A 24647-nucleotide genomic window follows, 5' to 3' on the forward strand; every position below is an offset into this window, starting at 1 on the left:
GTTACGTGGGCAGCGGTGCTCCGCATTGCAGCACACCGTTATTGGGGTCGGAAACCCCGGGTGACGGCCGGACCATCTGGTCGGCCTGGGTGAAAACGTCGTCGTCGACGTCGATCTCGCAGTGCACGTTCGCCGAGTACGGGAAATGCAGCACGATCCGCAGGCCTGCTTGACCAGGATCGGGCAACACGGTGTTGGCTTCGAACGCGTTGCCCGGCATCGACGGAAGGTTCGTGGTGCTGGTCTGGCCGCCGTTGGTGATGAACGTGGCCTGACTGCCGGTCGTCAGGGCGTCGATTCTCGCCTTATAGGTGATGTTGTGCAGATCTGCATGCGCCGTCGCCGGAACCAACTGCGAGCCGATCACAGTCACCGCAATCACCGACATCCACCGGCGTTTATCAGGGCTCATAGCTGCTGAGATTACGCCCAGCGTGATCGGAACAACCACACGAGTTCCGCCGGGCTTTATGGCGATTCGGCCAGATCGTCGGAGTACATCGCCGGTTCGGGTTGGCCCGTAACGGGTTTACGCCGCGGATCGACGTCCTCGTCTTTGCGCTTGAACAGCAGCCAGGTCTCGTCCTCGCCGTCCCGAATCCTGGTAAGGGCGAAGCCGCCGCACAGCTTCTCGCCCTGCAGCCAGAACGAAAGGTGGCCGCGGTCCAGGCATTCGGCCATCTCACGCTCGGTCGCGTTGGCGTAGCTGCCGCGATCCCAGACGATCGGTGCGTCGTCGCCTTCGGGGCTCCCCAGTGGGTGATCCGCGGTGCGGCGCGCCATCCGCCGCTCCCTCGGGTTTGTCGACGGCCCACTGGCGATCGCCCACGACACGAGCACGCCCTGAATCTCTAGGCGCAGGTCGTAATAGTCGCCGCGGGTTGTGTGGTGCGCGATGACGAAGCACGGCTCGTTTTTGCGGGCGCGGCGTCTGCGTCCCAGCCGGCCGCGTGGCTCGGGGCCGGGGCCAGATCGACGGTTGCGCCGGTATTCACTCAAGGGCATACCGGATAGTTACCCCCGGTGTGCCGCCGCGAAAACGAGCGGAGATCATCGACGGACCTGCCAGGTGAGCTCGATACCGTTGCCGGCCAGCCAGCGGCGCAGGTCATAGCCGTTTCGGGCAAGGCCTTCGACGGCGTGCACGGCCCGGCGCACCGCTTGCTCGGCAACTTCGGGAGTCAGCAGGCCTTGGCGCACCGCTTCCAGTAGTTCGTCGACATCGGCGAGTCCCGCCCCGGAGCCGGTGCGCACCTCGATGTCGAGGTAGTGGTCCTCGGCGTTCCACACATCCGCACCGGGCGTGTATTCGCCCACATCGAGGTAGTAGTCGTGGTCACGTTCATGGCCCGGGTTGAAGTGGAACACCGTGGCACGCAGTCCCAGCGACGGCAGCAGCCAGGACTGCAAGTAGTGGAACTGCGCTCGACCCGGGGTGGGACGGGCGACGTAGAGCCCCCACGGGTATACGGCGTACTCGTCGACCGCCCGCACTATGCCTTTGGGGTCGGTGTTGGTGCGGGCGACCAGGTCGAACGTTTCGTGCTTCGGCAGATGGATGGCGTCACCTTTCCCGAGGATCGCGATGGTCAGCGGCGCAGCCGGATTTTCCACCGGACGGAGCCGAGATAAACCAAGGACAGCGCGGCCAGCATCCCCATGTCGAGCAGCCAGGTCTTCAACGTGTGCTGCCAGAACCGGTCCTGGGAGAGCAGCGAATCCGGAACCAGGTGCCGCAGGTCGACCGTCGAGGCCGCGGCAGCGTAACCCCAGCGCGCCGGCATGGCGAACGACAGCTGGTCGAGCCCCAGGCGGCCGGTCACCGGGACCATGCCGCCGCACAACACCAGCTGCGCCATGACCGCCACCACGAACAGCGGCATGATCTGCTCGCTGGAGCGGACTAGCGACGAAATGGCAAGGCCCAGAATGGCCGACGCGACACAGGTCGCGGCGACGGTCGCGAACAGTTCGACGGTGGCGGCCGACGTGCCGTGGCCCAGCAGCAGGCCCCCTTGCGACGGTGCGCTTTTGCCGATCACCACGATCGCGGTGATGATCGCCGACTGCACGAGCGCAAACCCGCAAAAGACCGCCGTCTTAGCGAGCAGATACGCCGTCGTGGACAGCCCGACGGCTTGCTCGCGTTGGAAGATGGCGCGTTCACCGACCAGGTCGCGGATTGTCAGCGCGGTACCCATGAACGCCGCGGCGGGCATCAGCAGTGCCAGTATCTGGGCGGATTCGTCGGGCGTGCCCGCGTTGGCGCCCGGGAGATGGAAGCCATTGGCGCCCGGCACCGTCAGCGACAGCGAGCCCAGGATGAACGGCAACAGCGCCAGGAACATGAAGTAGGCGCGGTCGGCGACGACCAGTCGGATCTGCCGGCGGGCGACTGTCGAGATCTGGCGCCGCATGCTGGTATGGACTGGCTCACCCAGCTCGCCGGGCTCATCGTCCTTGGCCGCCAACGGTTTCTGCGGTCGTCGCTGCGCATCGCGCCGTTCCAGAAAGCGCCGGTTGGCTTCGTCGGGATCGGCGCCCACCTTGGTGAAGATCTTGGCCCAGTTGCTGGTGCCCATCGCCGTACCGATCTGGTCCGGCGGCCCGCAGTAGGCGGTCTTGCCGCCCGGTGCGACCAACAGCAACTGGTCGCACAGTTCGAGGTAGGACAGCATGTGCGTCACCACGATCACCACGCGGCCGGCGTCGGCCAACTGACGCAGCATCATCATGACCTGGTGGTCCAGCGCGGGGTCCAGGCCCGACGTGGGCTCGTCCAGGATCAGCAGCGACGGGCCGGTCAGCAGTTCCAGCGCCACCGACGCGCGTTTGCGCTGTCCGCCGGAGAGCTTGTCGACGCGGGTTTCGGCGTGCTTGGTCAGGTCAAGCTCCTCGAGCACCTGGGTGACGACTTTGGCGCGGTCGGTTTTGCTGGTGTCGGGTGGCAGCCGTAGTTCGGCGGCGTAGCCCAGCGCCTGGTTCACGGTCAGCGGGCGGTGCACGACGTCGTCTTGCGGGACCATGCCGATCCTGCTGCGCAGCGACGCGTACTCGGAGTGAATGTTGTGGCCCGCGAAGGTAACTGAACCAGAGCTGGGGGTGGTGTAACCGGCGATCAGGCGGGCCAGGGTGCTCTTCCCGGCGCCCGATCCACCGATGACGGCGGTCAACGTTCCGGGGCGCGCGGTCAACGAGATGTTGTCCAGCAGTTGTTTGCCGTTGTCGACAACGTACTTGACATCGCGCACTTGCAGGCCGCCGGCTCGGGTGGCTGCTTCGCTGAGTTTGATCAGCGTTGCGTCGCGGACGACCAGGTCGACATTGCCGATGGTGACGACGTCGTCGTCGCTCAAGATCGCCGACCCGACCCGGGTGCCGTTGACGAACGTTCCGTTGATGCTGTTGTCCCGGATCTCCATGCCCAGCGGCGTCGGAATCAGCGTCGCGTGTTGGCGCGAGGCCAGTACGTCGGAGACGACGATGTCGCTTTCGGGGGCGCGGCCGATCGTCTTGGCGCCGACGGTTCCCGCGGCCGATGAGGCGCGCGGTGAGAGCAGCTTCACAAAGCGTGTGGAGAGGTTCGACACGTCGGCTGTCTTGGCGTCGATCACGGTGGACTCGGCGGGGGGTGTCGCGCGTATCGGCGGTGGTATACGTGGCGGTGCTTTTCGTGGTTGCACACCGGGATACCTTGGCGGACTGGGTATTTGAGGCCGCCGGGGCAGTCGCGGGAGCGGGTGGGAGGTGGTTGTCGGCATGTCGGACAAGGCGGACCAGGCGATCGTGGGTGGCCCGGAACCAGGCGTCGACCTCGGTTGGGGCGGCCCGCTGATCTGACCCTGTTGCGGTCCGATCGCGAAGGTCAGCTGCGGACCCTGAGGGTTTCCGATGTTAATGCTCTGGCCGTCGTGAATATCGATGACCGGCATCCGGTAGCCGTTCACGTAGGTCCCGTTCAGCGAGCCGTTGTCGATGGCCAGCCAGCGGCCTTGTTCGAAGCGCAGGACCAGGTGGGCACGAGATATCCGCGGGTCGGCGATGCGCAGGTCCGCGTCTCGATCCCGGCCGACGATCACCTCGTGGCCCGCGGCGAAGGTTCTCTGAGACCCGTCGAGCCGAATTGTCAGGACAGGAGGGGCGGGTCGGCTCACTACTCAAGTATCGGTCCGTCGAGTCAATGCCTCCCCTTGGACTCGCCTGTGACTTGGCTTTGTATCGGTCGCCGGCTTCATAGCTGGTTCATAGCGTCCAACAGCCTTTTGCCTATCCGCGTCCGGCATTGTTCGAACTGAAGGAGCCAGAGGGGGATCTGTTCACACATGGACGAGGCGAAGCGCCCAACCCGGCGCGTCGGCAGCGGCCGACGGCTGCTGACTAATCCGCGACTGGCCGGTGCGGCGCTGCGCGCGGGGTTTCAATCGCTTCCGTCAGCGACCGTCGCACATCTGTTGCGCCGCGTTCCCCCGGTCAACTCGACGCCGAACGTGGAACCCCCGTACAGCCCGGTCGGTGAGGCCGGCGGATCGCGCCTGGCGATGGCCAACGGCGCTTCCTTCGCGGGCTACACCATCCTGCGGCCGCTGGGCGCCGGGGGGATGGCCGAGGTCTATCTGGCTTTGCATCCCCGGCTGCCGCGCCGCGATGTGATCAAAGTCCTTGCTGGGGCCGTCACCGCGGACAGCGAGTTCCGCGAAAGGTTCAATCGGGAAGCCGATCTCGCCGGCACTCTCTGGCACCCGCACATCGTCGGTGTGCACGATCGCGGTGAATTCGACGGCCAGCTGTGGATCTCGATGGACTACGTCGAAGGCACCGACGCGTCCCGGCTGGTGAAAGAGCGCTACTCCGACGGGATGCCGGTCAGCGAGGTATGCGCCATACTCGAAGCCGTCGCGGGCGCACTCGATTACGCGCACGATCGCGGCCTGCTGCATCGCGACGTCAAGCCTGCCAATATCCTGCTCACCCATCCCGGGTACGACGATCAGCGAATCCTGTTGGCGGACTTCGGTGTAGCGCGGCATCTGGCCAATATCAGCGGGATCACCGAAACCAATGTCGCTGTCGGGACGGTCGCGTACGCGGCGCCCGAGCAATTGACCGGATCCAACATCGATGGCCGGGCTGACCAGTATGCATTGGCCGCCACCGCATTTCATCTACTCACCGGCGCTCCGCCGTTCCGGCATTCCAACCCCATCGCGGTGATCAGCCAGCACCTGCACGAGGACCCGCCCCGGCTCAGCGATTACCGCCCGGACTTGGTGCACCTCGACGACGTGTTCTTCAAAGCCCTGGGCAAGCAACCCGCGGAGCGGTTCGAGCGGTGTCGCGCGTTCGCCGCAGCGGTCGGCGAGCAGATCGATGCCGTCGCCGAGATCGAGCCGAGTACGTCGGTTTCCGAGATCGTTCCACACCGGCGCCGCGGCGCCCGCGGCCTGGCGGCGACGGCCAAAGACAGGTTCTCGTCCAGGGTCCGCTGGTCGGCCGCGCTGGTGTGCGCGGTGCTCGTTGCCGTCGCGGCGACCTGGTCGACGCTGTACTCGTTCCAGCCGGCAAGTCCGCAACCCAACCCCGCGCTGGCATCGAGACCGTCCGCGCCGGCGGCCAGTGCCGCGCCCAGGCCCGGGGGACCGGCCCTGGGTGGCACCTACCAACTGACGTACGACCGGACCAAGCGGACCACCAACGGCGTCGCGATCCGGCACGACGGCTCCGACACCAACTGGTGGGCGTTCCGTTCCGCCTGCACCACCGACGGATGCGCTGCCACCGGCGCGAAGCTGGACGACGCCAACCACCAAGTGGCCAGCACCGCCGACGGTGGCGAAACCGACACGCTGCGGTACGCCAGCGGATATTGGCAGGGCACGCCTGCGCAGGAACGGGTCGGTTGCCGCCAGCCCAACGGGCAGGTCACGTCGACCCAGCAGGAGACCGTCGCGTGGTCGTTGGCTCCTCAGCCGGACGGCACGCTGCGGGGAACCGAAACCGAGACCGTGTTGAGCAACGAGTGCAGCGCGCAGGGCGCCGTAGTGCGGGTGCCGGTGGTAGCCACCCGGGTGGGGGATGCGCCGGCGGGGGTGACCTTGGGTGATCCCAACCAGGTGATCACCACCTCGACCTCGCCTGCGCACCCGGCACCGGCTGTTCTCGGCGGGTTGTGCACCGACGTCGACAAACTCTCCTACGACCCGACCAGTAACCAGCAGGTCGTGTGTGAAGGCAACACGTGGGACAAGGCGCCGATCGCGTCGGGCGTCCATGCCGCGGGCAGCTCTTGCGACCTGCCCGACGTCCCGGTGTTCGCGATGTCCACCTCGAACGACGGCTACCTTCTGCAATGCGATCCGGTCACTCGGATGTGGACCCGGCACTGACGGGCATTTCCGGATCGAGTGGTGGTTCCCCCGCGGTTCTGGTGTGGCAGCTGTGGTTGAGCGCGCGATTGGCAGACCGGCATCGGGACACTTGTCGGTGCGCGCCTCTACCCTGGTGGCATGGCTTTCGCCACCGAACATCCAGTAGTCGCGCATTCCGAATACCGCGCGGTCGAGGAGGCCGTGCGCGCCGGTGGCGACTTCGAGGTGGTCAGCCCGCATGATCCGGCCGGTGACCAGCCGGCCGCCATCAACGAGCTGGAACGACGGATCATGGCGGGCGAGCGCGATGTGGTGCTGCTCGGGGCGACCGGCACCGGAAAGTCGGCCACCACCGCCTGGCTGATCGAGCGCCTGCAGCGGCCCACATTGGTGATGGCACCCAACAAGACGCTAGCCGCTCAGCTGGCTAATGAACTACGAGAGATGTTGCCGCACAACGCGGTCGAATACTTCGTCTCGTACTACGACTATTACCAGCCAGAGGCGTACATCGCGCAGACCGACACCTACATCGAAAAGGACAGCTCGATCAACGACGATGTGGAGCGGCTGCGGCACTCCGCGACGTCGTCTCTGCTGTCTCGTCGCGACGTGGTGGTGGTGGCCTCGGTGTCGTGCATCTACGGCCTCGGCACGCCGCAGTCTTACCTGGACCGCTCGGTCGAGCTGCGCGTCGGTGCCGAAGTGCCGCGCGACGGGTTGCTGCGGTTGCTGGTCGACGTGCAGTACACCCGCAACGACCTGTCCTTCACCCGCGGCTCATTCCGGGTGCGCGGCGACACCGTGGAGATCATTCCGTCATATGAAGAGCTCGCGGTGCGTATCGAGTTCTTCGGTGACGAGATAGAGGCGCTGTACTACCTGCACCCACTGACCGGTGAGGTGGTCCGTCAGGTCGACTCGCTGCGGATCTTCCCGGCCACCCACTACGTGGCCGGCCCCGAGCGGATGGCGCAGGCGATCTCGACCATCGAGGAAGAGCTCGCCGAGCGGCTCGCCGAATTCGAGGGTCAGGGCAAGCTGCTGGAAGCCCAGCGACTGCGGATGCGCACCAATTACGACATCGAGATGATGCGGCAGGTCGGTTTCTGTTCGGGCATCGAGAATTATTCGCGGCACATCGACGGCCGGGGACCCGGCTCGCCTCCGGCGACGCTGCTGGACTACTTCCCCGAGGACTTTCTGCTGGTCATCGATGAGTCACACGTGACCGTGCCGCAGATCGGCGGCATGTACGAGGGCGACATGTCGCGCAAGCGCAACCTCGTCGATTTCGGGTTCCGGTTGCCGTCGGCGTGCGACAACCGCCCGCTGACCTGGGAGGAGTTCGCCGACCGGATCGGGCAGACGGTGTACCTGTCGGCCACCCCTGGCCCGTACGAGCTCAGCCAGGCCGCCGGAGAGTTCGTCGAGCAGGTGATCCGCCCTACCGGGCTGGTGGACCCGAAGGTCGTGGTCAAGCCGACCAAGGGGCAGATCGACGACCTGATCGCGGAGATCCGCAAACGGGCCGAAGCCGACGAGCGGGTGCTGGTGACGACCCTGACCAAGAAGATGGCCGAGGACCTCACCGACTACCTGTTGGAGATGGGCATCCGGGTGCGCTATCTGCACTCCGAGGTCGACACGCTGCGCCGGGTGGAACTGCTGCGCCAGCTGCGCCTGGGCGACTACGACGTCCTGGTCGGCATCAACCTGCTGCGCGAGGGCCTCGACCTGCCCGAGGTGTCGCTGGTGTCGATTCTTGACGCCGACAAGGAAGGCTTCCTGCGATCGTCGCGCAGTCTCATCCAGACCATCGGCCGCGCCGCCCGCAACGTCTCCGGCGAAGTGCACATGTACGCCGACAAGATGACCGACTCGATGACCGAGGCCATCGACGAGACCGAACGGCGGCGCGAAAAGCAGGTCGCCTACAACGAGGCGAACGGCATCGACCCGCAGCCGCTGCGCAAGAAGATCGCCGACATCCTCGACCAGGTCTATCGCGAGGCGGACGATTCCGAAACCGTGGAGATCGGCGGATCGGGACGCAACGCGTCGCGCGGCCGGCGTCCGCAGGGGGAGCCCGGACGCGCCGTCAGCGCCGGCATCATCGAGGGCCGCGACACCGCCAGCATGCCGCGCGCCGAACTGGCCGACCTGATCAAAGACCTCACCGCGCAGATGATGGCCGCGGCCCGTGACTTGCAATTCGAACTGGCCGCGCGGTTCCGCGACGAGATCGCCGATCTCAAAAAGGAACTCCGCGGAATGGACGCTGCCGGTCTGAAATGACGCTCGCGGCACCTCTTACGGTGTAAGGGTGACGGAGACGGGGAGCGACACCGGCAGTTGGCGCGAACTGTTGGGCAGCTACCTGGGCACGTCTACCATCCTGGCCGGTGGTGTTCTGCTATACGCCACCAACGAGTTTCTGACCACCAGCCTGCTGCCAAGCACGGTCGCCGAAATCGGTGGCAGCCGCCTGTATGCGTGGGTGACCACTCTGTATCTGGTCGGGTCGGTGGTCGCCGCGGCCACGGTGAACGCTTTGCGGCTGCGCATAGGTGCGCGCTCCGCATTCCTGTGGGGGCTGGCCGTCTTCGGCATCGCGAGCGTCGTGTGCGCACTGGCGCCGAACATGGAAGTTTTGGTAGGCGGGCGTGCCCTGCAAGGGGTGGCCGGCGGTCTGTTGGCCGGCTTGGGCTACGCGCTGATCAATACCGCCCTCCCGCGCTCGCTGTGGACCCGCGGCTCGGCGCTGGTGTCGGCGATGTGGGGAGTCGCGACCTTGGTCGGGCCGGCGTTAGGCGGCCTATTTGCGCAGTTTGGTTTGTGGCGGTGGGCATTTGGCGCGATGGCCATCCTTACCGCACTGATGGCCGTGTTGGTGCCAATGGCTCTCACCGACGGCGACGTCGGCTCCGATTCACAAGGTGCCGGTGCGGTCGCTCTTACTGATGGGCGCCGCTGCCCTGGCGGTCAGCGTTGCGGAGTTGCCGCACAACGTCTTCGCGACGGTGGGGCTCCTGGTCGCCGGCGCGTTGCTGGTCTGCGCATTCGTGTTCGTCGACTGGCGAACGCAGGCAGGGGTGTTGCCGCCCAGCGTATTTGGCCGCGGGCCGTTGAAATGGATCTATCTGACGATGGCGGTGCAGATGGCCGCCGTGATGGCCGACACGTACGTGCCGTTGTTCGGTCAGCGGTTGGCGCATCTGACGCCGGTCGCGGTGGGATTTTTGGGTGCCGCGTTGGCACTCGGTTGGACGATCGCCGAGATCGCCAGCGCATCGCTGAGCGACCCTCGCGTTGTCGGCCGGGTGATTGCGGCGGCACCGTTGGTGATGGCGTTGGGGCTGGCTCTTGCCGCGGCAACGCAACGCGCTGACGCTCCGATCGGGATCGTCCTGTTGTGGGCGGCCGGGTTCCTGGTCGCCGGAATCGGCATCGGGATGACCTGGCCGCATCTGTCGATGCGCGCCATGGACTCGGTCGACGACCCGTCAGAGGGGAGCGTGGCGGCCGCGGCGATCAACACCGTCCAATTGATCTCCGCTGCCTTCGGTGCCGGGCTGGCCGGCGTGGTGGTCAACAACGCCGCGGGTGGGGATTTGGCGGCGGCTCGCTGGTTGTACGCGCTCATTGCGGTGCTGGCGGCGACGGCCGTCGCCGCGTCCACAAAGGCCAGCCGGCGCGATCGTCGCGCACCGCATTAGCGCACCATGCTTGCGAGCATCATCGCCGCGATCGGCGGAGGCCTTGTCAGCGCGTCGATTTGACGACCTGCGAATAGTGGAATTGCCAACGCTCGACTATGTGGAAGCCGAGATAGCTCGGGAATCGGTACGCGGGGGCGCGGCCGAATGTGCCCGGCGACAACGACTGCCCGACTTGGTGATCGGGGAACGATTTGTCGTAGTTGGTGATAGTCCACAGCGTGGTGCACCTGTTGATTTTGGCCGTCGTCAGCCACACCGCGACGTGACCGTCCCACAGCGAACCGACCTTCGGGCCGTACACCCCGCGTTCGACGTCGATCAGCGATCGGAACGCCGCCGGTCGGGTGGCCAGCACGGCACGGATCGGGCCGGGCCGCCACGGCACCGTGTTATCGGCCAGCATGCAGTCGCCCGGAGCCGCGTGCGAACTGATCACGTCGGCCACCTGGCTGTAGTCCCAGCCCTCCTTGGCGTAGGGCCAGCGCTGCACGAAGAGGTAGTCGGGGACCGCGGCCGCGGCGAAAAGCGTTACCAGAGCGGCGATCAGCCATGCACGTCGCGCGACGGTGCCGATGCAGATCGCCAACAGAACGGCCATCGCCGGGGTTGTCAGAATCAGGTAGCGCGGAAAGTACATCGGCTCGCCGATCGCCGAATAGAGCACCACGGCGGCGGTGGGCAGCACGATCCACCCGATGCAGATCATCAGCATGCGGCGCATATCGCCCGCCGGTGGTGGCGCGCCGACCAGGCGGGCGACGATCGCGGCCAGCATGACGACCGCGCTGAGCACCGCGAACGGAACGCTGTGGTCGAAATACTGCCGCTGGGTGATGTCGAAGGCGTAGTGCCAGCTGACCGGGAAAAGCCAGTTCACCTGGAACGCCTGACCATGCGCGAACACGATGAACGGCGTCATGGCGCCGAGCGCGATCGCCGTGCTGGCCGCCCACCAGATGACCGGTGATTTCCGGGATCCCTTGGTCGTGAGCAGGGGCAGCATCACCGCGTAGACCAGAACCAGCAGGATCAAGTTGAGGCTCAGCAGAATCGACACCATCAGCGCCGCGGCGTAGCCCACCCACGGCCGGCGCCGATTGCGCCGCACCGCGTTGACGAACAACACCGTCAGCCAGATGGCCGCGGCCACCGACATGGCATACGAGCGGGCCTCGATACCCGCCCACGTGGTGCGCGGCAGGATCGAGAAGACGACACCCGCACACACCGCGATGCCACGTCCCGGCGCGAATTGCCTGGTGAACACGACGACACCGGCGGCAGCGGCCCCGACCGCGAGCGCGCTGGGAATCCGCGACCAGAACTCGGTCGGCGGAAAGACGGCGAACCAGCCGTGCATCAGTAGGTAGTACAGGCCGTGCACGGCGTCGATGTGGCCCAGCAGCCGCCACAGTTCGGGCAGAGTCCGGCTCGCCGCGGCCGAAATCGTCGCCCCCTCGTCGAACCACAGCGAAGGCTGGCATGCCCAGGCGCCGCTGATCACGGCTGCCAGGACGGCGATCACCCACGGGTCGAGCAACCTGCCACGCACGCGGGCCGGCCCGGATTCGTTGATGACATCCGGGGAGCCCTGCTCGACGGTGGGCGCAGTCATAGTGCCTGTCACTGTAAGGCGCACCCGATCGACCTGGTCATCAGCAGTCGGGCAGACCGTGCGCAACGGGCCAAGCTCGGCTCGAAGCCCTCGATCGCCGCGTGTGTCGTCCGTGGAAAGGGCCGCCACGCAAGCCCTTCGGGCCTTGGCCGGAGGCGGTCCATTGCCTCATTATCTTCAAAGGCGTCCGTTCCCGCAGCGTGGCGACATAAATGAAGGGTTGCGCCACGCCGTGGCGGTGTGGTTAATCTGACCCATCTAGATCGGACAACGCGCTACTGTCTTGGTTGGCCTGGCAAACGACACTGGGAGGGTTAATGTCCGCTTATCGGACTGTGGTGGTCGGCACTGACGGCTCGGACTCATCGTTGCGTGCCGTCGAACGGGCGGCCACCATCGCCGGGCCCGACGCCAAGCTGATCGTCGCGTCGGCGTACCTGCCCCAGCATCAGGATGGCCGGGCCGCAGACGTCCTGAAGGATGAAAGCTACAAGGTGTCGGGAACGGCTCCGATTTACGCGATCTTGCAGGACGCAAAAGAGCGTGCGCACAAGGCTGGCGCGACGAACGTCGAGGAGCGCCCGATCGAGGGCGCGCCCGTTGACGCCCTGGTCAGCCTTGCCGAAGACGTGAAAGCCGACCTGCTGGTCGTCGGTAACGTCGGCCTGAGCACGATCGCGGGCCGCTTGTTGGGCTCGGTGCCGGCCAACGTGTCACGTCGCGCGAAGGTCGACGTGTTGATCGTGCACACCACGACCTGACGGACGGGTTTTTTCCGCTACTCCGTAGTTCCCCTGGCCCACAGCGCCAGGGACCGCATCAGCACGTCGCGCTCCAGTGCCAAGTCGGAGATCTGTTTGCGCAGATCGTTGAGTTCCTCGCGGAGATTCTCGGTCAGCACGCCGTCGCCGGCCGACGCACGCGGATTCGTCCGCATCGCCTGACTGTGCATCCCCTCCTGCGGGGCGGCCGCGCGCGCCACCTGCGGAATCAACGCGGGAGGTGGGCCGTATTGGGCGGGTGTCCCGCGATCGGGTGGCGGGGTCGCGCCGCGTTGGGACGCTGCTCCGGCACGCGTGGCCGCGAAACCACCGCCGGCCGCACCGCCGCCCCCCGCTGCCGCGGCCATCAGGCTGCCCGGCAGGAACGCGCCGGCGCCGGGCCCAATGCTGTCGATCGCGGCTTCGGGCAACCCGGCCAGGGCGGCTTCCGGCAGTGCCCGGGCCGCGCTGGCGAGCACCGGTGCCGCTGAAGCCCACGCGGGCGGCACCGACAGCCCACCGACCGGCAGCGCTCGGCCCAGCCCCGCCAACACTCCGGTGCTGCCCGACGTTCCGGCGGCGGCGCCCAGGCTTGATGCGACCGGCGTCGTGTCGCTCAGCAGGCCGGCCGCCGCACCCGCCGCGCCCAGTGCCGGGGCCGCAGTACCCAGGACCGTGGCAGGTAGCACCGCGTTGACCGGGCCGGCGAACAAGGGCCCGAGGATGAACAACACCCCACTGGCGACGTAGGTACCGCTGGCCGTGATGTTGAAGATTTCCGACAGGGTGGGATTGCCCGCGTCTCCCGCGAGCGTCTGCAGCACAGTGGGCACCGTCTGGAGCACCTGGTTCAGGGCTTTGGGGCTGGCCGCTGCGGACGTGCTGGCCTGGCTGACCGCGGCCTCCTGGGCGCTGACCCCGGACGGATCGGTGGTCTGCGGCGGATCGGTGAATGCCGTCAACCTCGATGCGGCCGCTGACCCGCCGGCATAGGTGTACATCGTCGTCGCGTCTTGTGCCCACATCTCGCCGTACTGTGTCTCGGTGGCCGAGATGGCGGGGGTGTTCTGGCCGAAGATGTTGCTCGCCACCAACGACGCAAGCAGCGCACGGTTTTCGGCGATCAGCGCCGGCGGCACCGTCGCGGCAAACGCCGCCTCGTAAGCTGTCGCCGCCGCCCTGGCCTGCCGGGCGGCTTGCTTTACCTGCTCGGCGGTGGTGCTCATCCACGACGCGAAGACAATCGCTGCGGCCCGCATCGACATGGACGCCGGACCCATCCAGGCTTCAACCGTCAGCCCGGACACCACCGATCGGTACGCGGCGGCCGCCGAAGTCAGCTCCGCGCCCAGCCCGTCCCAGGCCGCCGCCGCCAGCCACATCGGCACGGACCCCGCCCCCGCGTACATCCGGCCGGAATTGATCTCCGGTGGTAGCGCTGCATAATCCATTTCCGTTTGCCAATCAGTTAATTGGCCACGACTGCCTGCGCGGCGGGCGTGAGTGCGAATGTTTGCTCGCATGCTACCCACCAACGCGCGCGGCGGAGGGTGTTTCGGCGCAGCTCAATCGGGATTTCGGCAGCCGGCCTCGCCGTGTTGGGCGGCCAGGTTCGAATGCGATGCGATAGGCACCCACTAGATCGCCGCGCCGCGGTTAAAGCGACCTTCGCCGACGGTGTCGTGGAGTTCGGATCATGTTCTGCTGCAAAGTAATTGACATGAGCAGCAGCTGGCCGCTAGTAGCCTCGCTCGCGCCATTCGTCCAGATGCGGGCGTTCGGTGCCCAGCATGGTGTCGTCGCCGTGGCCGGGATAGATGACGGTGGAATCCTCGTACATCTCGAACACCCGGCTGCTGACGTCATTGATCAGCTGGGTGAAGTCACCCGGTTGCCACGTCTTGCCCACCCCGCCGGGGAACAGGCAGTCGCCGGTGAACAGTTGCGTGACGCCACCCGTCGCCGGTCCATTGAGGGCCAGCGCGATCGATCCGGGGGTGTGCCCGCGCAGGTGGATGACGTCGAAAGTCAGCCTGCCGATTTGTACGGTGTCTCCGTTGGCCAGCAAGCGATCTGGCTTGACGGGCAGCGGCTCGGCGTCGACTTCGTGGGACGCGGTTGGCGCACCCGTGGCGGCGGCTACGGCTTCCAGCGCCTGCCAGTGGTCGAAGTGCTGATGGCTTGTCACGATCAGCGTCAAGTTTGGCGCGTACCGTTGGACCAGGTCGATCAGCACCTCGGCGTCGTTGGCCGCATCGATCAGAAGTGTCTGCCCGGTCTCCGAACATGTCACCAGGTAGGCGTTGTTGTCCATCGGGCCCACGGACGCCTTGACGATCGTCACCCCGGGCAGGGTGCGTCGGGCGGCGTTACCTGGGTCGACGTGTCCGGTGTAGTTGTCGCTGAGCTTGTCCGGGGCTGCCATAGCGGCCACGTTACTGGTCGCCGGGCAGGGATGGGTGTCTTGTCGGTGGGGGCATTTAGCATGGAATGCGCCGTGCGCAGTAGCCGCCGCTAGGCAAGCAAAGTTTCAATGAGAGGGGCAGCGTGGCTGACCGCCTGATCGTCAAGGGTGCCCGTGAGCACAACCTGCGCGGTGTCGATCTCGACCTGCCGCGCGACTCGTTGATCGTCTTCACCGGGCTGTCGGGATCGGGCAAGTCGTCGCTGGCCTTCGACACCATCTTCGCCGAGGGGCAGCGCCGCTACGTGGAGTCGTTGTCGGCGTACGCGCGCCAGTTCCTGGGCCAGATGGACAAGCCGGACGTCGATTTCATCGAGGGTCTGTCGCCGGCGGTGTCCATCGACCAGAAGTCGACGAACCGCAACCCGCGGTCGACGGTCGGCACGATCACCGAGGTTTACGACTACCTGCGGTTGTTGTACGCGCGCGCGGGCACGCCGCACTGCCCGGTCTGTGGCGAACGGATCGCCCGTCAGACCCCGCAGCAAATCGTCGATCAGGTGCTGGCGATGGAAGAGGGCATTCGATTTCTGGTACTCGCGCCGGTGGTGCGCACCCGCAAAGGCGAATTCGCCGACCTGTTCGACAAGCTCAATGCGCAGGGCTACAGCCGGGTGCGGGTCGACGGTGTGGTGCACCCGCTGGCCGACCCGCCGAAGCTGAAGAAGCAGGAGAAGCACGACATCGAGGTGGTGGTCGACCGCCTCACCGTCAAGGTCGCCGCCAAGCAACGGCTTACCGACTCGGTGGAAACCGCGCTGAACCTGGCCGACGGCATTGTGGTGCTGGAATTTCCCGATGATCGCGACGAGCATGACCACCCCCGCGAGCAGCGGTTCTCCGAGAAACTGGCCTGCCCCAACGGACACCCGTTGGCGGTCGACGACCTGGAACCGCGCTCGTTCTCGTTCAACTCGCCCTACGGCGCCTGCCCCGAATGCGTGGGCCTGGGAATCTGCAAAGAGGTTGACCCGGATCTGGTGGTGCCCGACCCCGAGCGCACCCTCGCCGAGGGCGCGGTGGCGCCGTGGTCGGCGGGGCACACCGCGGAGTACTTCACCCGGATGATGGCCGGGCTCGGCGAGGAGCTGGGATTCGACGTCGATACGCCATGGCGCAAGCTCCCGGCCAAGGCCCGCAAGGCGATCCTCGAGGGCTCCGATCATCAGGTGCATGTGCGCTACCGCAACCGGTACGGCCGAACCCGCTCGTACTACGCCGATTTCGAAGGCGTGCTGGCATTCCTGCAGCGCAAGATGGAGCAGACCGAGTCCGAGCAGATGAAGGAACGCTACGAAGGCTTCATGCGTGACGTGCCCTGCCCGGTGTGTGAGGGGACGCGGCTCAAGCCCGAGATCCTGGCGGTGACGCTGGCCGCGGGGAACCGGGGCGCGAAGTCCATCGCCGAGGTCTGTGAGCTGTCCATCTCGGACTGTGCTGATTTCCTCAACGCGCTTACCCTGGGCGCGCGCGAGCAGGCGATCGCCGGGCAGGTGCTCAAGGAAATCCAGTCGCGGCTCGGTTTTTTGCTCGATGTGGGGTTGGAGTACCTGTCGCTGTCCCGGGCGGCTGCCACGCTGTCCGGCGGTGAGGCGCAACGCATTCGGCTGGCCACTCAGATCGGCTCCGGCCTGGTGGGCGTGCTCTACGTCCTCGATGAACCGTCGATCGGGCTGCACCAGCGCGACAACCGCCGTCTCATTGAAACCCTCACCCGGCTAAGGGGATTGGGTAACACGCTGATTGTCGTCGAGCATGACGAGGACACCATCGCGCACGCGGACTGGGTTGTCGACATCGGGCCGGGCGCCGGTGAACACGGCGGCGAGATCGTGCACAGCGGGACCTATCAGGAGCTGCTGCGCAATCGGAAGTCGATCACCGGGGCTTACTTGTCGGGCCGGGAAAGCATTGCCACGCCTACGCATCGGCGTTCCGTCGACCGGAAGCGTCAGCTCACCGTCGTCGGCGCCCGTGAGCACAACCTGCGCGACATCGACGTGTCGTTTCCACTCGGTGTGCTGACCTCGGTAACCGGTGTGTCCGGTTCGGGCAAATCGACTTTGGTGAACGACATCCTGGCGGCCGTACTGGCCAACCGGCTCAACGGCGCTCGGCAGGTGCCGGGCCGGCACACCCGGGTCACCGGCCTGGACCACCTGGACAAGCTGGTGCGGGTGGACCAGTCGCCGATCGGCCGCACGCCGCGCTCCAACCCGGCCACCTACACCGGGGTGTTCGACAAGATCCGAACCTTGTTCGCTGCCACTACCGAGGCGAAAGTCCGTGGCTACCAACCGGGTCGGTTCTCGTTCAACGTGAAGGGCGGTCGCTGCGAGGCGTGCACCGGAGACGGCACGATCAAGATCGAGATGAATTTCTTGCCCGACGTGTACGTGCCGTGCGAGGTGTGCCAGGGTGCCCGGTACAACCGCGAGACCCTCGAGGTGCATTACAAGGGCAAGACGATTTCCGAAGTGCTGGACATGTCGATCGAGGAAGCGGCGGAGTTCTTCGAGCCGATCAGCGGCATCCACCGCTACCTGCGCACGCTGGTCGACGTCGGCCTCGGCTACGTCCGGCTGGGCCAGCCCGCGCCGACGCTGTCCGGGGGAGAGGCGCAGCGCGTCAAGCTGGCGTCCGAACTGCAGAAGCGATCGACCGGGCGCACCATCTACATCCTCGACGAGCCCACCACAGGGTTGCATTTCGACGATATCCGCAAGCTGCTCAGCGTCATCAATGGCCTTGTCGACAAAGGCAATACGGTTATCGTGATCGAGCACAACCTGGACGTGATCAAAACGGCCGACTGGATCGTCGACATGGGTCCGGAGGGCGGTGCCGAAGGCGGAACCGTTGTCGCACAAGGCACCCCGGAGGATGTCGCCGCGGTGCCCGAAAGCTACACCGGGAAATTCCTCGCCGAGGTCGTCGGGCGCAGCACCGCGGCGGTCAGTACCCCGTCGCGACCGCGCCGGCGGCGCAAAGTCAGCGCTTGATCGGTGCTTAGCGGGGCAGCCGGGCCGCCATCATGTTGGCGATCTGCCTGGCCTGGTTGATGGTTCCGGGTGCGCAGACGTTCACGTCGAAGACCACGTTGGATACGGCGGACAGCACGTGCTGGCACACCAATGGGCTGTTGGCCAGCGTGTGCTGCAGGGCGATATTGGGCGGATTGCCGCTGAGCTGCCCGAAGGTCCATTCGAATGTGGTTTTATTGCTGACCTGAGTGACGGTTCTTCCGGCGCAGTCCCGCCATTGAGGCGCCTGGGCCGACACAAATCCCTGGGCTTGGGCGGCGGACGCGAAAACAACCGCGCCCTGAGCCACGACGTAGGCGGGATTGCTCTGCGGCTTCTTCAGCAGCTGGGCGAGCACCCCGGTGTAGCCGCTGCTGTCGTATGTCGGGGCTTGAAAACCGATCAGCGCCGCAAGGCACTTGTCGTCCGACAACGTGTCGCCCGGGTCGAGATTTACCATCTCGGATTTGCTGTGGTCGACGACGATGCCGGTGGTGGCGACGATGGTGTTGATTTGCTCCACCGGAACCAGGAGCGAATCCAATTGTGCCGGAACCACTGTCGGGGCGGCGGTGCTACCGGTCACAATGGTCGTGCTCGGAGCCGGGGCCGCGGTGGTGCTGGTGACGGGGCGATCGGACTGGGCAGTGCCGGATTTGCGCACCGCGAACAAGATCCCGGTGCCCGCGACGGCGGCTACGACCACCACAAGCGCGCCGAAGATCAGGCCCAGTCGGCGCTTGGGCGGTGGCCACGGCGCGACGGGCTGGCTGGGGGCCCATCCCGGTGACGGCGCCGGTGCGGGCTGGCCCCAGAACTGCCCGACACGCGGCGGCGGGGCGAAGTGCTGGCTGTGCTGGATCAGGTCGGTCGCCCGGTGCTGATCGGGAGTGCTCAGCGCGCGCAGGGCGGCCTGAGCGAGATCGCCCGCGGTGATGTAGCGATCGTTGGGGTCTTTGGCCATGCCGCGCGATGACGTCGTCGAATGCCGCCGGGATGGCCGGATTTCGTCGGCTGGGCCTTGGGGCAGGCTCCATCAGGTGTGCGGCCATCAGACTGCTGAGGCTATCGGCCTGAAAAGGCGTTGCCCCCGTAAGGCATTCGTACAGAAGGGCGGCCAGAGCGTAGATGTCGACGCGGTAGGTGACGTCGTCCTTACCGAATCGTTCAGGTGCCATGTAGTTTCAACTACCCACAGCGGCACCGGTTTTGGTAACGCGCTGGTCGGTAGCAGCCGCGGCGATGCCGAAGTCGACCAGGTAGGCGAAATCACCCTCGGTGAGCAAGATGTTTTCGGGTTTGATGTCGCGATGGATGACCCCGGCGCGGTGGGCGGCATCCAATGCGGAAGCGACTTGCTCGGCGATTGCGACCGCGCGCGGGGGCGGCAGCGGCCCAGTGCGGTTCAGCACCGCGCCAACGTCTTTGCCGTCGATGAAGCGCATATCGATGAACAGTTGACCGTCGATTTCGCCATAATCGTGAATGGGCACGATGTGCGGTTCCTGTAGCCGGCCCGCGGTCTGGGCTTCACGTTGCATGCGCCGCCGAAAGACGTCGTCGGAGCTGACTTGCTCGGATACCAGCTTGAGCGCCACCACGCGGTCTTTGATGGTGTCGTAGGCCTCGTAGACCTCGCCCATTCCGCCGCGGCCCAGCAGCCGGCGCAACTGGTAATGCCCGAATCGGCTACCGACCCGGGAATCGGGCCGCGCTTGGTTCATCGATGTCCCCCCGGCGTTAAGCCAACTGTTCTAACCCTCATCCGTGCGCATCGACTCACGGATCTGCGCCAGCCGTTCGGCCGCGGCGCGTTGGCGCTCGTCGTATTGCTCGGCGACGGAGCGGCCCTCCGGGGATTCGGCGTCGAGTTCCGCGTCGCCCAGCGACGTCGCGTAGCGGCCTTCGATTTTCTCACGCACCGATTCGAAGGTGGGGACGCCCGCGCTGTCGTACCCGGGGTCGGGCGGGGCGGTGCCGGGGTTTGCTGGCTCGTCAGGCATATTCGCCACGCTACTGCCGCACCGGCCAATCCCGCCGCTCGCGCCCGAGATAGTGCACCGATTGGGTATGGCAGGATCAACAGTCATCCGCATATCCGCATATCCTAAGGCTCATGTAGCGTCGGAGGTCTACCCAGGCCCAGGGGGTCACTCAAGTGCTCCACCGGCGCTACGGACCAGTAGGTTCCCAGGAATTTTCGCTCTGCTGATTTCGCGCCAGTCCTGTTCTTGCGCGCGCCACGACCACCCAAGAGATGGGACGTCACCCGAATGCTGCCGATGGCAAACTCCTTGTGCCTGCGAGTTGCTGTGCATGCCCGCCACGCCATCGCGCGCGAAGCGCGTTGAGCGTCAATGGCCATCACTGAAGTCCCTGAATACGCCCACCTGAGTGATTCGGATCTCGACGAGTTCGGGGCCGCCTTGGAAGCGATCCGCCGCGATATCGAATCCTCGCGCGGAGCCGGCGATAGGGCATATATCAAGCGCGCCATCGCGTTTCATCGAACCCTAGAGATGGCGGCGAGACTAGTCATCGGCGCCAGCAAGGGCAAGGTCGGCTTGGCTGTCGGAATCGCCGCACTGGCCGCGGCGAAGTGCATAGAAAACATGGAGCTCGGCCATAACATCAGCCACGGTCAATGGGACTGGATGAACGACCCGGAAATTCATTCCACTACCTGGGAGTGGGATATGGCCAGTCTCAGCTCGCAGTGGCAGAACTCCCACAACTATCGCCACCACGTCTTCGCGAACGTGGTCGGCGTGGACGACGACCTCGGGTTCGGAGTCCTTCGGGTGACTCGAGACGAAAAGTGGCAACCGGTTTCTTTGGTGCAGCCGCTGCGCGCGATGCTGCTGGCGCTGTTGTTCGAGTGGGGCGTCGCACTGCATTGCTTGTATTCCGTACAGGAGCGCGAGACGACGGCCGCCGGCAAGTCCGCTCACAAAGCAGCGCTTGTCCGCAAGATCGCTCGCCAGGTTGGCAAGGACTATGTGCTGTTTCCTGCGCTGAGCCGTCGGCGGTGGTATCGCACGCTGGGAGCCAATGTGATCGCCAACGGACTGCGAAATGTGTGGGCGTTCGTGGTCATTGTCTGTGGCCACTTCGCGGACGGAGCGGAAAAGTTCACGCCGTCGGTCTTGCAGGACGAGACGAAGTCCGAATGGTATCTGCGACAAATGTTGGGAACCGCGAACTTCCGCGCCGGGCCAGTGCTTGCGTTCATGAGCGGGAACCTCTGCTTTCAGATCGAACATCATCTTTTTCCGGATCTGCCGAGTAACCGTTACCGTGAAATCGCCGAGCGGGTACGTGCGTTGTGCATTGCCTACGACTTGCCCTACACGACCGGTCCGTTGCATCGTCAGTACCTGCTGACCATGCGGACCATCTGCAAATTGGCGTTTCCGGACCGGTTTCTTACCGCGACCTCCGACGACGCGCCAGAGACCGCATCCGAGCACAGGTTTCGTGACGTCGTGCGACCGTCGCAGGCAGCAACGGTGGGCAACGAAAGAAGACGAAGCGGATTGGCAACAGCAATCCTGGCGCGCACCGATCGGCGCTAGCTTCCAGATCGGTTGATCGTGAACGAGATACGCCGCTACGAAGTCGCCTCGCCGCGCAGCCGCACCATACGTGTTGTGCTGGTTTCGTCGAGGTCGATGTGATCGCTGCGGGAGCGCAGGAAGTCGCTGAACGATTTGAAACCCAACGCCTTTTCGCTAAACGACGGGTCCATCCGTTTCATTTGGGCTTTGACCGCCGAATTATGGAGCCACTCGGCGTCTTCCTTCTCCTGGCCGATACGCAGCGCACGTTCGAGTAAACCGGTGGCGGCGGCCTGCGGATCGGCGGGCGCCGGCTCGTCGTCGTCGGATTCGGCGGGACTCGGACGTCGGTGCTTCTTAGTTTCGGGGGATTGCGCTGCGTCCGTGGGGATCCCGGGCAATGCATCGTAGCTGACGAACTCGTCGCAGGCCGCGGCCAGGGACCGACTGCTCGCGCCGGCCACCCCGATGCCCACGACGTAGCGGCCAAGACGTTTGCATCGCTGGGCCAGCGCAATGTAATCGGAATCGCCGCCGACGATGACCACATGCGTCAGGTCGGGCAACCGGAACATGTCCTCGACTGCATCCACGGCTAGCCGGATGTCGGCGCCGTTCTTCCCGTACGCGGCAGCCGGGAACAGTTGAACGAGATCGACTGCGCGGCCGACAAGCTGGCTGTGGTAGGCGGCATTGACGTCGGCGGACCAGTCCGCGTAGGCCCGAGTGAGCACCAGGGTGCCGAACGACGACGCGAAGTCGATGATGGCACCGACATCGACGGTCGCTGACCGCAGCCGATCCTTGTCGAGGCCCTTCGTCTTGTCCTTCTGGAACGAGTTGCGCCCGTGTACCTGGTCGTAGCGGGAGATCACGATGTTGTCGAAGTCGAGGTAGACGGCGACGCGCGTCGGGCCGGATTCGGTCATCGTGAATGCGCCTGCTGGACGGCCGGCTCGTGGTCGGCGGCGGCAGGTGGCTGACCCGCGGTCGGCCCGGTCAGCCGCCCTGCCTCGAATGCGATCATCCGGTCATCGTGCGCCATGAAATCCCACCCATCAAGGTTACGGTCAGCGTACCGATCACAGCGCGAACCAGTAAGCAGCGCCAGCGCCGCATCGAGTCCCGGTGCGTAGAAAGTGGTTGCGCGCCAGTCGGTTCCGTTGCTCATGCGGAATCCCGGCGTTCGCGCTCGAGATAGCGCACCATCTGCTCCCAGTAGACCAGGGTGAGCGACATCTGCAATGCGATCGCAACCGCCGCGGGCAGCGCCCGATGGCGGCGGGCGGCGACGACCGCGACCAGCGCCGACGCCGACGTCAGCCCACTGACCACGGCGGCTGGGTCACGGGGCCGGCGGGTGATCCACAGTTCTTCGCCCAACATCGCCCGCGTCGACCAGGCCCGTACCTGACGGGGTTTGCCGAAGACGAACGGGTTGGCCGCCATCCACAGCGCGAGCCACACCGCGTGGCTGCGCCGCCGTGTCCATGCCGGCACCAGGATCAAAGGCGTGCTGGCCCAGCGCGTCCACGCGCTCCACGGATTGCAGTGCCGGGCGAACAGTGCTCGTCGGAACCGCGCAATCGAGAGCACCCGCGGTTACCTCGTCGCGGTGTTGGAATGCTGCGCCGGAACCACCACAGGCACTGTCGAAGACACGTCGGCAGTCGGTGCGCCGGGCAACGGGGCGCGCGGCACGCCGGGAGTGCCCAGTTGGCCGGCCAGCCACGGTAGCGCGGCCGCGAAGACTCGGTCGGCGAACGGCCAGTCGTGCTTGCCGGGTTGGGGAAGCACGGCGCAATCGATGCCATTGGTCCGGCCCAGCGCACACAGCGAATAGGCGGCCGCAGTCTGGTTGCCCGGGTTGGCGTCGGCCTCGCGTCCCGCGAGACGCATCGCGGCGGTGTCCGCGATCGTGACGTCGCGGTGTGCCGCGGGCGGGCCGTCCGAAGAGATTGCGAACCAACCGGACACGTCGTGGTACGGGCCGTGCCGGTTGATCACGGTGCTCGGGTCGAATGACGCCCACGCGTCGGCGTTTCCGCCGAACAGCCGGCTGATGGTCTGCGCCTTGTTGCCGGCATTCGGGAAGAAGTCGCCGGCGACGTCGACGAACGCGCTGAACATGTCCGGGTGCATTACGGTCAAGTCCACCGCGCAGGTTCCGCCCATCGACCAGCCCGCCACACCCCAGTTGGAGCGGTCGGGGCTGACTCCGAAGGTCGAGACCATATAGGGAACAACATCTTTGGTCAGGTGATCGGCCGCATTACCGCGAACTCCGTTGACGCATTCGGTGTCGTTGTTGAACGCCCCGCCGGAATCCACGAACACCAGTACCGGGGCTTCGCCGTTGTGAGCAGCGGCGAAGCCATCGATCGTCTTGATCGCGTTGCCCGCACGCGTCGAGTCCGCGGGTGTATTGAACTGCCCGCCGATCATCATGATCGTCGGCAGCGCCGGCGGCGGGCTGTCCCCCGCAAGCGGGTGGTGGCGCCAGTCGAACCATTCGGGCGGCAGGTAGACCAGCTCGCCGCGGTGCTTGAAATGCGATGCGGACGAGGGGATTACCACCGGCACCACGCTGCCGTGTGACGGACGGCTTCCCTTGGCGGCCATCGCGGTAACGGTGGCCTGATCGGTCTGGTCGGGCACCGGGCCGGAGGTGAGCTGACCCCATGCGGACTGCACGGTGGGGAAGTAGCCGACCCACAGATTGAGCACCAGCGCGGCGCTCAGCACGCAGAGCGGTACCGACGCCAGGGCGGCGCTGCGTTGCCAATTGCGGGCGCCGCGCCAGCCGGTAAACAGCGCCGTCGCGGCCACACCCGTCAGCGCGGTCCAGAGCCACAGTCCTGCCGGCGCCGGTTCGTCGGACAGGCCCCGATCGACGATGTACCAGTGCGTCCCATATGCCAGTGCGCCGCCGATCGCGGCCGCCAACGGCAGGCACACCATCCGCCAGCGCCGCGATCGCCAGCCGATGGCCAGCGCCAGCACGATCGCCGTGACGACCTGGACCGCTATCGGTACCCAGCCGTGCATCAGCGAGGTATGACCGGTTGCCAATAACTGTCCGGTGGCATCGGGCGCCGGCGCTGTCACGCGATCCATTGTGATGGATCCATACCAATCCC

The 24647-nt window shown here is 65.9% G+C and carries 17 protein-coding genes and 2 pseudogenes; 6 read left to right on the forward strand and 13 right to left on the reverse strand.

Going from position 1 to position 24647, the window contains the following annotated elements:
- Window position 1 precedes the first annotated feature (1 nt).
- From DB708_RS14760 to DB708_RS14775, 4 genes are all read right to left on the reverse strand, one after another.
- Window positions 2-412: a hypothetical protein gene (locus tag DB708_RS14760; protein ID WP_108922973.1), complete on the reverse strand. Its 411-nt coding sequence runs from the start codon at window positions 410-412 to the stop codon at window positions 2-4.
- 56 nt (window positions 413-468) lie between these two features.
- Window positions 469-1005 carry a DNA polymerase ligase N-terminal domain-containing protein gene (locus tag DB708_RS14765; RefSeq protein ID WP_108922974.1) on the reverse strand — a complete coding sequence of 179 codons (537 nt, stop codon included), beginning with the start codon at window positions 1003-1005 and terminating at the stop codon, window positions 469-471.
- A gap of 45 nt (window positions 1006-1050) precedes the next feature.
- Entirely contained in the window at window positions 1051-1494 is a 444-nt protein-coding gene (locus tag DB708_RS14770) for a DUF402 domain-containing protein (protein ID WP_108924258.1), read from the reverse strand.
- Window positions 1495-1589: 95 nt separating this feature from the next.
- Window positions 1590-4154: an FHA domain-containing protein gene (locus DB708_RS14775; RefSeq protein WP_201263522.1), complete on the reverse strand. Its 2565-nt coding sequence runs from the start codon at window positions 4152-4154 to the stop codon at window positions 1590-1592.
- 168 nt (window positions 4155-4322) lie between these two features.
- Here DB708_RS14775 and DB708_RS14780 point away from each other — a divergent pair, with 168 nt between their 5' ends.
- The 3 genes and pseudogenes from DB708_RS14780 to DB708_RS14790 all read left to right on the forward strand — a co-directional run bounded on the left by DB708_RS14780 (window position 4323) and on the right by DB708_RS14790 (window position 10084).
- On the forward strand, window positions 4323-6383 hold the full coding sequence (locus DB708_RS14780; RefSeq protein WP_108922978.1) for a serine/threonine-protein kinase: 2061 nt from the start codon (window positions 4323-4325) through the stop codon (window positions 6381-6383).
- A gap of 120 nt (window positions 6384-6503) precedes the next feature.
- Window positions 6504-8663 (forward strand): excinuclease ABC subunit UvrB, encoded by a 2160-nt coding sequence (gene uvrB / locus DB708_RS14785; RefSeq protein WP_108922980.1) that lies wholly within the window; start codon window positions 6504-6506, stop codon window positions 8661-8663.
- A gap of 28 nt (window positions 8664-8691) precedes the next feature.
- A pseudogene (locus DB708_RS14790) lies at window positions 8692-10084 on the forward strand (MFS transporter).
- 46 nt (window positions 10085-10130) lie between these two features.
- Here the strand turns inward: DB708_RS14790 and DB708_RS14795 are convergent.
- The gene (locus DB708_RS14795; RefSeq protein ID WP_108922982.1) at window positions 10131-11702 is read right to left on the reverse strand and encodes a mannosyltransferase; all 1572 of its coding nucleotides are present in this window, start codon (window positions 11700-11702) and stop codon (window positions 10131-10133) included.
- A gap of 317 nt (window positions 11703-12019) precedes the next feature.
- Here DB708_RS14795 and DB708_RS14800 point away from each other — a divergent pair, with 317 nt between their 5' ends.
- Window positions 12020-12463 (forward strand): universal stress protein, encoded by a 444-nt coding sequence (locus tag DB708_RS14800; RefSeq protein ID WP_108922984.1) that lies wholly within the window; start codon window positions 12020-12022, stop codon window positions 12461-12463.
- A 17-nt stretch (window positions 12464-12480) separates the two neighbouring features.
- Here the strand turns inward: DB708_RS14800 and DB708_RS14805 are convergent, their stop codons facing one another.
- Both DB708_RS14805 and DB708_RS14810 read right to left on the reverse strand, forming a co-directional pair.
- Window positions 12481-13914, reverse strand: coding sequence for a PPE family protein (locus DB708_RS14805; RefSeq protein WP_108922986.1), 1434 nt, complete (start codon window positions 13912-13914; stop codon window positions 12481-12483).
- A gap of 287 nt (window positions 13915-14201) precedes the next feature.
- Complete coding sequence (locus tag DB708_RS14810) at window positions 14202-14888, reverse strand: MBL fold metallo-hydrolase (RefSeq protein ID WP_108924260.1); 687 nt, start codon at window positions 14886-14888, stop codon at window positions 14202-14204.
- A gap of 122 nt (window positions 14889-15010) precedes the next feature.
- Between DB708_RS14810 and uvrA the strand changes: the two genes are divergently transcribed.
- Window positions 15011-17929, forward strand: coding sequence for an excinuclease ABC subunit UvrA (gene uvrA, locus DB708_RS14815; RefSeq protein ID WP_108922988.1), 2919 nt, complete (start codon window positions 15011-15013; stop codon window positions 17927-17929).
- Window positions 17930-17936: 7 nt separating this feature from the next.
- Here uvrA and DB708_RS14820 read toward each other — a convergent pair.
- Window positions 17937-19674, reverse strand: a pseudogene (locus tag DB708_RS14820) (serine/threonine-protein kinase PknH/PknJ).
- Window positions 19675-19704: 30 nt separating this feature from the next.
- On the reverse strand, window positions 19705-19953 hold the full coding sequence (locus tag DB708_RS14825; RefSeq protein WP_108922990.1) for a PspA/IM30 family protein: 249 nt from the start codon (window positions 19951-19953) through the stop codon (window positions 19705-19707).
- Window positions 19954-20307: 354 nt separating this feature from the next.
- Between DB708_RS14825 and DB708_RS14830 the strand changes: the two genes are divergently transcribed.
- Window positions 20308-21525: a fatty acid desaturase family protein gene (locus DB708_RS14830; RefSeq protein ID WP_108922992.1), complete on the forward strand. Its 1218-nt coding sequence runs from the start codon at window positions 20308-20310 to the stop codon at window positions 21523-21525.
- Window positions 21526-21560: 35 nt separating this feature from the next.
- On the opposite strand, the gene DB708_RS14835 is transcribed toward DB708_RS14830, so the two are convergent.
- From DB708_RS14835 to DB708_RS14850, 4 genes are read right to left on the reverse strand one after another with little or no spacing between them, the layout of a single operon-like run.
- Window positions 21561-22436: an NYN domain-containing protein gene (locus DB708_RS14835; RefSeq protein ID WP_108922994.1), complete on the reverse strand. Its 876-nt coding sequence runs from the start codon at window positions 22434-22436 to the stop codon at window positions 21561-21563.
- On the reverse strand, window positions 22433-22678 hold the full coding sequence (locus DB708_RS14840) for a hypothetical protein (RefSeq protein ID WP_108922996.1): 246 nt from the start codon (window positions 22676-22678) through the stop codon (window positions 22433-22435). The genes DB708_RS14835 and DB708_RS14840 overlap by 4 nt, the downstream gene beginning before the upstream one ends.
- Entirely contained in the window at window positions 22675-23103 is a 429-nt protein-coding gene (locus DB708_RS14845; protein ID WP_201263523.1) for a DUF6653 family protein, read from the reverse strand. Before DB708_RS14845 ends, DB708_RS14840 begins: the two co-directional genes overlap by 4 nt.
- Before the next feature lie 6 nt (window positions 23104-23109).
- Window positions 23110-24624 (reverse strand): alpha/beta hydrolase, encoded by a 1515-nt coding sequence (locus DB708_RS14850; RefSeq protein WP_201263524.1) that lies wholly within the window; start codon window positions 24622-24624, stop codon window positions 23110-23112.
- Window positions 24625-24647 lie beyond the last annotated feature (23 nt).

The organism is Mycobacterium montefiorense, from assembly GCF_003112775.1.
GTDB classification, from domain to species: domain Bacteria; phylum Actinomycetota; class Actinomycetes; order Mycobacteriales; family Mycobacteriaceae; genus Mycobacterium; species Mycobacterium montefiorense.